The 11302-nt window shown below is 65.0% G+C and carries 8 protein-coding genes; 2 read left to right on the top strand and 6 right to left on the bottom strand.

Annotation, left to right across the window (positions count from 1 at the left end):
- Positions 1-267 precede the first annotated feature (267 nt).
- Both RMO51_RS01870 and RMO51_RS01875 read right to left on the bottom strand, forming a co-directional pair.
- On the bottom strand, positions 268-1608 hold the full coding sequence (locus RMO51_RS01870; RefSeq protein ID WP_310391486.1) for a hypothetical protein: 1341 nt from the start codon (positions 1606-1608) through the stop codon (positions 268-270).
- Between the two features lie 171 nt (positions 1609-1779).
- Complete coding sequence (locus RMO51_RS01875) at positions 1780-2211, bottom strand: hypothetical protein (RefSeq protein WP_310391487.1); 432 nt, start codon at positions 2209-2211, stop codon at positions 1780-1782.
- 399 nt (positions 2212-2610) lie between these two features.
- Here RMO51_RS01875 and RMO51_RS01880 point away from each other — a divergent pair, with 399 nt between their 5' ends.
- Both RMO51_RS01880 and RMO51_RS01885 read left to right on the top strand, forming a co-directional pair.
- Positions 2611-3834 carry a transglutaminase-like domain-containing protein gene (locus tag RMO51_RS01880; protein ID WP_310391488.1) on the top strand — a complete coding sequence of 408 codons (1224 nt, stop codon included), beginning with the start codon at positions 2611-2613 and terminating at the stop codon, positions 3832-3834.
- A gap of 148 nt (positions 3835-3982) precedes the next feature.
- Positions 3983-6031, top strand: coding sequence for a M13 family metallopeptidase (locus RMO51_RS01885; RefSeq protein WP_310391490.1), 2049 nt, complete (start codon positions 3983-3985; stop codon positions 6029-6031).
- Positions 6032-6099: 68 nt separating this feature from the next.
- On the opposite strand, the gene RMO51_RS01890 is transcribed toward RMO51_RS01885, so the two are convergent.
- The 4 genes from RMO51_RS01890 to glyA form a co-directional block, all read right to left on the bottom strand.
- Entirely contained in the window at positions 6100-8037 is a 1938-nt protein-coding gene (locus tag RMO51_RS01890; RefSeq protein WP_310391492.1) for an ATP-binding protein, read from the bottom strand.
- A gap of 132 nt (positions 8038-8169) precedes the next feature.
- Positions 8170-8598, bottom strand: coding sequence for a ribose 5-phosphate isomerase B (rpiB, locus tag RMO51_RS01895; protein ID WP_310391493.1), 429 nt, complete (start codon positions 8596-8598; stop codon positions 8170-8172).
- 92 nt (positions 8599-8690) lie between these two features.
- Complete coding sequence (gene tatC / locus RMO51_RS01900; RefSeq protein ID WP_310391495.1) at positions 8691-9494, bottom strand: twin-arginine translocase subunit TatC; 804 nt, start codon at positions 9492-9494, stop codon at positions 8691-8693.
- Positions 9495-9716: 222 nt separating this feature from the next.
- Positions 9717-11009: a serine hydroxymethyltransferase gene (gene glyA, locus RMO51_RS01905; RefSeq protein WP_310391496.1), complete on the bottom strand. Its 1293-nt coding sequence runs from the start codon at positions 11007-11009 to the stop codon at positions 9717-9719.
- Between the last annotated feature and the right edge of the window lie 293 nt (positions 11010-11302).

The raw sequence follows: 11302 nt of genomic DNA on the forward strand, positions 1-11302 counted from the left end.
GGTCGTCGAGCGCAGCATCGCTTGGGCTGGCGCCAACCGCCGCCTGGCCAAGGACTACGAGCGCAAAACCACCCACGCCAACGCCTGGCTTTACCTGGCGAACATCCGACGACTTGCCCGATTAACTTAAACAGCCTCTAAGGGCGCGGGCGGCGGGGCCCCGCGGCGGGTGGCGGCATTTACTTCTTAATGGTGGAAAGCCGGCCCGGAATTTTGGGCCAGACGGACGAAAAGTCGGCCGATGCAGTGGCGCCGGTCAGCCCAACGCTACTTGAGCGGCATCAGCGGCTGGGCGGCGTTCAGGTGCTTCTGCTGGGCCAGCAGCGTCGCGGCGGCGGCCAGCTGCGCGGGGGTGTGCGCGTTTACCAGGATGAGCGGGCCGTTGGGACCGTTGGTGCTCAGCACAAAGCTGTGCTTAGGACGCAGGTGGTGCCGGCGCAGGGCGGGCAAGTGTTGGCGCAGGTAGCGCAGGGTGGCGGTGTGCTGGCGGGTGACGGGAATAACCGGCAGGTACTCGCCGCCCCGGGCCCGGCTCAGGGCTTTGGCGGAATTCAGAATTGGCGTGGCCGTGTAGGTGAACGTGCTTCTGAATTGGTCTTTGAAGGGCTGCACGGCCGCTTGGTAATCGTCGGCGTCGGACCAGTACAATACTTGGCGAAACAGGTTGGCGTAGTCCGTCGCGGCCCGCGGGAAGGTGCGCTCGAAGAGGCCGATGGCTTGGCCGACGAAGAGGCTGTCGATGGTTTGCCCGCGCTCGACGTAGCCCTTCATGAGCGGATACAGCGCCTGGGCGTAGCGGTTGATGTAGTCGTCGCGGTACCATTCGCCGGTTTCGGGCCGGCCGGTTTGCTGGGCGTGCATCCACTCGCCGGCCACCGTGGCCAGGGCTTCCTCCATGAGGTTGTAGGCCCCCCGACGAGCCGGCGATGCGCTGCCCAAGTACCAGCCCTGCAGTTGCTGCTGCAAGCGCTGCCGCTGCTGCACCGACAGCGAGTGGCTCATTTCGTGAAAAACCACGGCGCTGCCTGCCACGAAATCGCGCGAAGTGGGGTGGCAGTCGAGCAGCACCACGTTCCCGCTCACCGTGGCGTGGTTGGTAAAGCCTTTGCCCTGGTCAAGCTGGGGGTTGAGCTGAATGCGGTAGGGCACGGCATCGGGCCACACGCTGCCGTAGAAGGTCCGCAGCCGGCCAAACTGGCCCATCAACTGGCCCTGGGCTAAAAACTGGGCGTAGGCCGTGCGCTGCCGGCCCAGCTCGGCCGCGTGGGGCTGCCAAGCCAGGGTGTCGAATGCCGGCGTGAAATAGCGGTACACGCTGTCGAGCGCGACCAAAACCTCGTTGGGCAGCAGCCCCACGGTGCGGCGCTGCAAGTCGGCCAGGTCCTGGGCATCGGCACTGGCGGCCATGTAGCTCGGCGCGGTGGAGCCCTGGCCGCCGATGCGGTCGGTGGGGTAGCCTTCCCGGTCGTAGCCGGGCTCGTGGTCCAGGCTTTGGTAGCGGCGCAGCCAGCGCCGGGCGGCGGGCGTGTTGAACCGGCTTTTTTCGAAGACCCGCCGCGAGCCGCCGTAGCCGCCGCTGCCGCCGGCCAGCGTTTCGACAAACCGCACCAGGCAATACGTTCGGTTGACTTCGACGGTGACTGCCGGGCCCGGACCAGCGGCGGACGCTTGCGCCCGAACCGGAGCATTGCCCAGAAGCAGAAATAATAAGAACAGCCTGTGCTTCATGTCGCTAAAATTCACGGGACGCAAAATTTTTGAAGCCGTTGCACCTGCGCCCTACCGCGCCAGCAGCCAGCCCAGCAGCCCGGCCCGGGCCGTCCAGGCCAGGGTGCGCAGCCAGTTGGTGCGGACGAGGCCGTCGATGGCAATGTAGTCGTAGCCCTGGCCCAGGCGGTTGTGGAAGGGCACGGAGATGAAGAACGTGACCGCCCAAATGACCACGACCAACCCGAAGCTCCACCAGCCGCTGCCGCCGGGCAGGGCCGCCCGGCCCGCCCAGGCCAGCCACGCAGCCAGGCCCAGCTCGGCCACCATGGGAGCCAGCACCACGTAGCCCATGCGGCGGGTGTGGGCCGCGTGGAAGGCCGCCCACGCCGCCTTGGGCACCAGCCCGAAGGCGGGGTAGTGCACCACCTGCACCGTCCAGATGAGGCCGGTGAGGTACAGGGCGGCGGCAAAGTTGAGCAGGAGCAGGAAGCGGAGCGACATGACGACGGAAAAGCTAATTTCGGCCTCAACATACGGCCTTTCCGCTCGGCCGCTCCTTCGCAGGGCCCACCACCGACGCCCGGTGGCCCCGTTCAGGCAAAGGGGTGGCGTTGGGGTAATTTCACCCGCTGGCTCTTATTCTCGGGCGTAAGTTCGCCCAGCCCGTTGTTTTTGCAAGCCACGCCCGCTGCCACCCCAGGCCGGGCTACGCTCTTTCCGCCAGAGGCAGGGATTCCCGAGGCTCAGCGCGGCGGGTGGGCAAGAACGGCGCCCGTTTGGCGTTGGGAAGTACATTGAAGCCCGAGGCCACGCCGCAGGCAACTGCGAACCGGCGCCGTGCATTATACTGACTCACCCGTCTTTTTCACTACTTCGCAGCTCCTGCCCATGCCACGCCTGATGCTCTTACTTATTGGCTTTCTGCTGATTGGCTCAACGCTTCGGGCCCAGCCCACCCGAACCAAAGAGGAGTTTGCTGCTTATTGCGCCGCCCTGTTTCCGAAAATACAGGCCTTGTCGGCCGACAAGCAATACCGCCAAATTCTGGACCGCTACGCGGAATGGGAGCAGGCTTACGGGGCACTTGCTCCGGCCACCAAGCAAAATTTTAGCAACCTGCTGGCTGATGTTCACTACAACAAAGCCTGCTACTACGCCCTGCTGAAGGACCGCCCCAACGCCGTGCGCAGCTTCGAGCGCGCCGTGAGCAGCGGCTACCGCGACTACAACCACGCCAAGGCGGACAGTGACCTGGACTTCATCCGCGACGACAAGGGCTTCCGGCAGCAGCTGGCCGCCATTCGGGAGCACGGCGACTACGTTTACGTGTTGCAGCAGGCCAAAGGCTACGCGGCCAAAGACGACCAGAAGTTGCCGGCCTTCCGCTACCAAGATGCTGATAATCCGCAACTGGTCGCGCTGCGCAAAACCTACAAGCTCGACTCCGTTGCGGGGGCCGGCAATGAGGTGTCGCGCTTCATCAACTTGCTGCACTGGGTGCACGAGCAGGTGCCCCACGACGGCAACCGCGAGAACCCGGCCTTGCGCAACGCGCAGGATTTGCTCACGGTGTGCCAGCGCGAAAAGCGGGGCCTGAACTGCCGGGGCCTGGCCACGGTGCTGAACGAAGTGTACCTGGCCATGGGCTACAAGGCCCGGTTTGTGGGCTGCCTGCCCAAGGACACCACCGACCAGGACAGCCACGTCATCAACGCGGTGTACTCAACCACCCAGCAAAAATGGCTGTGGATGGACCCCACCAACGACGCTTACGTGATGAACGAGCAGGGCCAGCTGCTCGGCATCGAGGAAGTGCGCGCCCGGCTGGTGGACGGCCGGCCCCTGCTGGTGAACCCCACGGCCAACTGGAACCACAAGGTGTCTAAAACCAAGGAGGACTACCTCTACCAGTACATGGCCAAGAACCTGTACCGCCTGCAGTGCCCGGTGAGCAGCCAGTACGACCTGGAAACCCGCACCCCGGGCAAAGCGCTGCACTACGTTTCGCTGGTGCCGGCGGCCGCCAACGTCACCCCTTCCGCGGCGAAAACCCGGCAGGTAGGCCCCGTCACGTTCACCACCTACACCACCAGCAGCCCGGCCGCGTTCTGGCAAAAGCCGTGAGCGGCCCCTCCGCCTCGCGTGGCCCGGGCTTACCGCTGGTAGCTTTTCACGGTGCGGGAGTACGCGCGCGGCGCGCGGCAGCAGCTGGCGGTGGAGGTGCGCTAGCGGCGCTTGCGGTTCTTTTAATTCCGGGCAGTTACTTTTCTGGATGAAACGTTTCTTGCTGCTGCTCCCGCTGCTGGCCGCCATCGTCGCGGGCTGCCCGTCCAACTCTTCCCAGACCGCCGGCACCGGCAACCCGCCCGACCTGCTGCACGCCGCGCTGGATACCACGGTGGCGCCCGGCGACGACTTTTTCACCTACGCCAACGGGGCTTGGCTCAAAAGTCACCCCATTCCGGCGTCGGAAAGCAACTGGGGCATTGGCAAGGAGGTGCAGAACGAAATTTATGCCCGCCTGCGCGAAACCAGCGTCGCAGCGGCGCGCAACAGCGCGGGGGCGGGCAGCAACCAGCAGAAAATCGGGGATTTTTGGGCCGTGGGGCTTGATTCGGCGAAGGCCGATAAGCTGGGCGTGGCGCCCATCCAACCCGAGCTGGACCGCATCGCGGCCCTGCGCACGGTGGCGGAGGTGCCGGCCGTTATTGCCCGCGAAATTCCACTGGGCGTGAACGCGCTGATTGGGCCCCGCGTGGGCCAGGACGATAAGAACAGCGAAAAGATGGTGCTTTACCTGCGCCAGGCCGGTCTGGGCCTGCCCAACCGCGACTACTATTTCAACGCCGACTCGCGCACCAAGAACATCCGCCGCGAGTACCTACTGCACGTGGCCAACACGCTCCGGCTGTTGGGCCAGGACCCGGCCACGGCCGAAGCCAACGCGGCCCGGGTGATGGCGCTGGAAACGGCGCTGGCCAAGTCTTCCCGCAAGCTGGAGGCCCTGCGCGACCCGTACGCCAACTACCACAAAATGAGCGTGGCCCAGCTCAATAAGCTGACCCCGAACCTGGACTGGAAAAAGTGGCTGGGCCAGATGGGGCTCAAGAAAATCGACACGGTAATCGTGGGCCAGCCGGAGTTCTACCAAACGGTGGGGCGGCTGCTCAAGACCAAGCCGCTGGCCGACTGGCAGGCGTACCTTACCTGGCAGGTGGCCCGCGAATTTGCGCCCACGCTCAGCCGCCCGCTGGTCGACGAGAACTTCCGCTTCTACGGCACGGTGCTGCGCGGCGCCAAAGCCATTCGGCCCCGCTGGAAGCGCGTGCTCGACATGCAGGAGAACGCCTTGGGCGACGCCCTGGGGCAGCTTTTCGTGAAAGAATACTTCAAGCCCGAGGCCAAGGCCCGCTACGACACGCTGGTGCAGCGCGTGGTGGCGTCCTTCGCCGACCACATCCGGCAAGTGGACTGGATGAGCGCCCCCACCAAAGTGGTGGCCCTGGAAAAGCTCCGCAAAATCACCCCCAAGGTGGGCTACCCCAGCAAGTGGAAAAACTATTCGTTTTTGCAGATTGACCGCAGCTCGCTGGCCGCCAACGTAATGCGGGCCAACCGCTGGGCCTACCAATACGAGTTGAACAAGCTGGGCAAACCCGTGGACCGCACCGAGTGGGGCATGACCCCGCAGACCTACAACGCCTACTACAACGGCTCGAACAACGAAATTGTGCTGCCCGCCGCCGCCTTTGCCATCCCCGGCCTGCTCGATGCCGACGCCGACGACGCGCTGGTGTACGGCTACGCGGGCGCCAGCACCATCGGCCACGAGCTCACCCACGGCTTCGACGACGAGGGCAGCCAGTACGACGCCCGGGGCAACCTGCACGAGTGGTGGAGCAAGGGCGACCGCCAGCGCTTCAACCAGCGCGTGGCCGGCATCGTGCGGCAGTTCGACGGCTATACCCTGCTCGACAGCCTGCACATCAACGGCCGGGCCACGGCCGGCGAGAACATTGCCGACCTGGGCGGCATCGTCATCGGCCTCGACGCGTTCAAGAAAACCAAGCAGTACCGGGAAGGCAAGAAAATCAATGGCCTGACCCCCGTGCAGCGCTACTTTCTGGGCTACGCCCTGGGCTGGCAGAACCACACGCGGGACGAGAGCCTCGCCAACCAGCTGCTCACCGACGTGCATTCGCCGGCCCAGTACCGCGTGAACGGCCCCATGGCCGACGTGCCCGCTTTCTACGAAGCTTTCGGCGTGAAGCCCGGCCAGAAGCTCTATCGCCCAGATTCGACACGGGTAGTGATTTGGTGAGACGCTGCGCTTGATGAGGAATGAAGAATGAAGGGCCAATAATTCCTCATTCTTCATTAAGCGCTGCGTCACTTCACCGCTGGCAGGCTCACCGTGACGTTGGTGCCCGCGCCGGGGCGGCTTTGGATGACCAGCGTGCCGCCGTGGCGATGCACAAAAGCGCGGGATAAGGCCAGGCCCAGGCCCAGGCCGGTGGCGCGGGGGGTGGGCGTGGGCTCGGGCAGGGCCGGGCCGCTCATGAGGGCCGCCACGGTGGCCGGGCTCATGCCCGGCCCGGTGTCGGTGCAGCTGAGCAGCACCATTCGGTGGTCGTCGGGGTCGGGGGCGGCTTCCAGGTGCACGTGGCCGCCGGCGGGCGTAAACTTGAGCGAGTTACCCACCAGATTGCGCAGCACGGTGCGGGTCATGTTGCGGTCGGCCAGCAGGCGCAGGCCGGCGGGGGCGGCCGTGGTGATGTGCTGCCGACTGGCGGCGGCCGTGGTCTGGTACAAGGCCTGGCATTCGGCAAACAGCTCGGACACCAGCAGCGGCGCGGGCCGGCACTCCAATTCTCCCGTTTGGCTCACGGCCCAGTTCAGCACGTTGTCGAGCAGGTGGTTGAGGCTGTCGGCGGCTTGGCGAACCAAGCCGGGCAGGCGGGACAAACCGGCTTGGTCGTTCTGCGCGATGTAGGAATCAATCAGGCTGGTGACGCCCGCGAAGGCCATGACCGGGCCGCGCAAGTCGTGGGCCACAATGGCGTACAGCTTGTCCTTGAACGCGGCCACGCCCCGCAGCTCCGCCGACGCTTTTTCCAGGGCCTGGTTGTTGGCGGCCAGGGCCGAACGGTTGCGGCGCAGGTTGCGGTACAGGTAAACCGACACCAGCAGCCCCAACGCCAGCACGGCCACGGCCAGTCCCAGCAAGCGGCTGTGCCACCGCTGCTCGTCGCGCTGTTCGGTGAGCTGGCGCAGGCGCCGGGTCCGCTCCTGGGTTTCGTAGCTGACCTGGGCCGCGGCCAGGGTTTGCATGGTCTGGCGGTTGTTCAGGGTGTCGTTCAGCTCCACGTAGCGCTTGTTCCACTCGTAGGCCTGGCGGTAGTTGTTCTGCTCCGCCGCCTCGGCCGCTAAAATGCTGTAGGCATCGAGCACCCGTTCCAGGTAGTCGCTTTGGCGGGCCAGGCGCAGGGCTTCGCGCACGGCCCGGTCGGTGCGGCTGGGCTGGTCGGTTTCGATGTAATACATCGCGAACAGCATCAACTGGTTGGCCTGGTTGCGGGCGGCGCGCTGGCGGCGGCTGATGGCCAGGGCCTGGGTGAGCAGCCGCTTCACCCGCGGCAGGCGGCCCACCCGCATCTGGTAGGTCGCCAGGCTGGAGAGGTACGTCGACTGGGCCGTCGAGTCGCCTTCGCGCCGGGCCAGGGTCAGGGCCAGCGAGTCAAAGTGCATGGCTTGGGGGTACTGCTGGCGGTAAAACATCAGGCTGCCCACGTTGCCCAGCAGCCGCATGCGGGTGCGGGGGGCCACGCCGGCCTGGTCGGCCAGCTGCAACGCGCGGCGGTAGTGCCGCCAGGCCGTAGCGGAGTCGCCCCGCTCATGGTAGACGCTGCCCTGGGCCGTGAACGCGCGCGCCAGAGCATCGGGGTCGTCGAGGCGGCGGGCCAGTTCCTGGGCTTCGGAAAGCAATTCGAGGGCGGCGGGGCCGTTCGAGAGGTTGGCGTGGCAACTGGCCAGGCACAGCAGGCCGCGCAGCAGCCCGGGGCCCTGCTCGTTCGGGGCCAGGGTGCGGGCCAGCGCCACGGCCGCTTCGCCGTAGCGCACGGCCCGGGCGGGCTGCTCGTTGTGCAGCAGGTAACACATGGCGCTGAGCAGGCGCAGGCGGGTGGTGTCGGGCAAGCGGGCGGCCAGTTGTTGCCGCAGGGCATCGGCCCCGGGCGGCGAAGGCTGCGCGGCCAGCGCCGGACCCGCGGGAGCCAGCCCTAACCCCAAGGCCAGCAGCCACATCAGCAAAAATCCGGGCCGCGTCATAATTTGGCTACATAGGGCTAGTCAAAGATAAGCACCTTCCACCAAGTTTCACGCTTTAATGCTATTTGTAACCGCCTCCTCCGCCTGGGCAGCCCAAGCAAGCAGCCCGGCATAAATTCAACTGAGCCGGACTCAGCTGTTTATTTTTGCCACGCGGAGCTGGTGCCGGCCGCCTTCAAAATCCGTCGTCAGAAAAGCGGATACAATTTCCTGGGCCTGCGCCGCGCTCACGTAGCGGGCGGGCAGGCACAGCACGTTGGCGTTGTTGTGCTGCCGGGCCAGGGCCGCCAGCTCGGGCAGCCACGCAATGGCCGCCCGCACGCCGGCGTGCTTGTTGGCCGTGATGCACACGCCGTTGGCCGAGCCGCAGAGCAAAATGCCCAGGGCCGGCGCGCCCGCCGCCACGGCGGCCGACAGCGGGTGGGCCACGTCCGGGTAATCCATCGAGTCGGCCGTGAACGTGCCAAAGTCCTGCACTTCGTGGCCCTGCTCACCCAGCCAGGCGCGCAGCATTTCTTTGTGAGCAAAACCGGCGTGGTCGGAGCCAAGAGCAAGAATCATATTAGTGATTAGTGGTTAGTGATTAGTGATTAGTGATTAGTGTCGTTCAACGATATCATACCCGTTAACCACTAATCACTGACCACTAACCGTTATTGACTGAGTTTAGCGTTGAGGCGGGCCGTGTCGCCGCGCCGCACCACGCGGGCAATGTGAATGCTTAGCTCGTAGAGCAGCAGCACGGGAATGGTGACGATAATCTGAGCGGTGATGTCCGGCGGCGTGATAACGGCCGCGATGACGAGAATGACCACGATGGCGTGCTTGCGGTAGACCTGCATGATTTCGGGCGACACGATGCCGGCCTTGGCCAGGAAGAACACTATCATCGGCAGCTCAAACACCAGGCCGCACGAGAGCGTCATGGTCGTGAGCGTGCCCAGGTAGCTCTGCAGGTCAATCTGGTTCTCGATGCTGGCATCGACCGAGTACGAGGCCAGGAAGTTGATGCTGAGCGGCGCCGCCACGTAGTAGCCGAACAGGATGCCCAGCACGAACAGCACCGATACGAAGAACACGGCCCCCTGCGAGTTCTGCCGTTCGTGCGGGTACAGGCCGGGCTTGATGAAGCGCCACAGCTCCCAGAACAGGTAGGGAAACGTGAGGATGATGCCCGCCAGGAACGAGGTGCTGATGTGCATCGACAGCTGCCCGCTCATGGTGCGGTTCTGGATGATGAAATTCACCTGGTCGGCGCACGGCCCGGTGGGGTCGAAGAGCCGGCCGAGCTTGCACAACATGCGGTAGGTCCAGAAGTCGTTGCGCGAGGGCCCCAGAATCAGGTCGTGAAACAGGAAATCCTTTGCAAAAAACGCCCCGGTGGTGAACACCACCACTGCAATGGCCGCCCGGATGATGTGCCAGCGCAACGCCTCCAGGTGGTCGATGAAGGACATTTCGTGCTGTTCGCCCGGTGCTTTTGCTTGTTGTGGTTGTGGTTGCACGGAAGAATATAGAGGGGGAAAGATTAAGCGGCAAAATCAGAACGTCATGTCGAGCGCAGTCGAGACATCTCGCCCGGAGTAGCAAACCAATCGAATGGATTACTGCCGCACGCGAGATGTCTCGACTGCGCTCGACATGACGTTCTGACTATTCAGACGCTCTTACGTAAAAACCTACGCAAAAAGCGGGTAGTCCTGGAGCCAGGCGTTCACCCGCTGCCGCACCTGCCCAATGCGGGTGTCGTTGTCGTGGTGGGTCAGGGTTTCGTCAATCAATTCCACGATGCGGCCCATGTCGGTTTCGCCCAGGCCCCGGGTAGTTACGGCGGCGGCGCCGATGCGGATGCCGCTGGTCACGAACGGCGACTTGTCGTCGAAGGGCACCATGTTTTTGTTGAGGGTGATGTCGGCCCGCACCAGCGTGTTTTCGGCCAGCTTGCCACTGAGGCCCTTCGAGCGCAGGTCAATCAGCATGAGGTGGTTGTCGGTGCCGCCCGAGATGAGGTCGTAGCCCAGGCCCACGAAGCCGGCGGCCAGCGCCTGGGCGTTGCGCGCCACCTGCCGGGTGTAGTCCCGGAAGTCGTCGGTCAGCGCCTCGCCGAAGGCCACGGCTTTGGCCGCAATCACGTGCTCCAGCGGCCCGCCTTGGGTGCCGGGAAACACCGCCCCGTCGAGCACCGCCGACATCGGCCGGGTTTCGCCCTTGGGGGTTTTCAGGCCGAAGGGGTTGTCGAAGTCCTGGCCCAGCATGATGAGGCCGCCGCGGGGGCCGCGCAGGGTTTTGTGGGTGGTGGTGGTCACGATGTGGCAGTGCTCGAACGGGGAGTTGAGCAGGCCGGTGGCGATGAGGCCCGAGGGGTGCGAGATGTCGGCCAGCAGCAGGGCGCCCACCTCGTCGGCGGCTGCGCGCAGGGCGGCGTAGTCCCAGTCGCGCGAGTAGGCCGAGGCCCCGCAGATTATCATTTTGGGCTGCTCGCGGCGGGCAATGTCCTTCACCTTGGCCCAGTCGATGAGGCCGGTTTCTTTTTCGACCCCGTAGAAGCTGGGTCGGAAGTACTTGCCCGAGAAGTTCACCGGCGAGCCGTGGGTGAGGTGGCCGCCGTGGGCCAGGTCGAAGCCCAGGATTTTGTCGCCCGGTTGCAGGCAGGCCAGGAACACGGCCGCGTTGGCCTGGGCACCGGAGTGGGGCTGCACGTTGGCCCAGGCCACGCCGAAGAGCTCCTTCACCCGGTCGATGGCCAGCTGCTCCACCAGGTCCACGATTTCGCAGCCGCCGTAGTAGCGCTTGCCGGGCAGACCCTCGGCGTACTTGTTGGTGAGCACGGAGCCCTGGGCGGCCATCACCTGTTCCGAAGCGTAGTTTTCGGAGGCGATGAGCTCCAGGCCGTGGGTCTGGCGGGTTTTCTCCCGGGCAATGAGGTCGAAAACGGCGGTATCGAGGCGGCGGGCGGGGGCGACGGTTTGCATAAGCGTAAAGGTAATAAAAGGACGGGGGTGATGAGGGGAGGTGAGGAGGTGGGATGGAAGAACGTCATGCTGAGCGGAGCGCAGCGCAGCCGAAGCATCTCGCGTGGGATAGTAACCCAATCGTTCAACGATGCGAGCGAGATGCTTCGGCTGCGCTGCGCTCCGCTCAGCATGACGTTCTTCCGCCCCCCCCCCCCCCCCCCCCCCCCGCGAACCCCTAGACCAACCCCCCCAAAAACGGGAACGGTTTTAATTGCCCCGCCCGTTGGTAAGCCGTACAAATGGGGGCCCCC

The organism is Hymenobacter sp. (genome assembly GCF_031398885.1).
Lineage (GTDB): Bacteria > Bacteroidota > Bacteroidia > Cytophagales > Hymenobacteraceae > Hymenobacter.

Bases quoted from the DNA above. Each gene is read 5' to 3' on its own strand.
- RMO51_RS01875 (WP_310391487.1), bottom strand. From the start codon at position 2,211: ATGTCGCTCCGCTTCCTGCTCCTGCTCAACTTTGCCGCCGCCCTGTAC.
- RMO51_RS01880 (WP_310391488.1), top strand. From the start codon at position 2,611: ATGCTCTTACTTATTGGCTTTCTGCTGATTGGCTCAACGCTTCGGGCC.
- RMO51_RS01885 (WP_310391490.1), top strand. From the start codon at position 3,983: ATGAAACGTTTCTTGCTGCTGCTCCCGCTGCTGGCCGCCATCGTCGCG.
- RMO51_RS01890 (WP_310391492.1), bottom strand. From the start codon at position 8,037: ATGACGCGGCCCGGATTTTTGCTGATGTGGCTGCTGGCCTTGGGGTTA.
- rpiB (WP_310391493.1), bottom strand. From the start codon at position 8,598: ATGATTCTTGCTCTTGGCTCCGACCACGCCGGTTTTGCTCACAAAGAA.
- tatC (WP_310391495.1), bottom strand. From the start codon at position 9,494: ATGTCCTTCATCGACCACCTGGAGGCGTTGCGCTGGCACATCATCCGG.
- glyA (WP_310391496.1), bottom strand. From the start codon at position 11,009: ATGCAAACCGTCGCCCCCGCCCGCCGCCTCGATACCGCCGTTTTCGAC.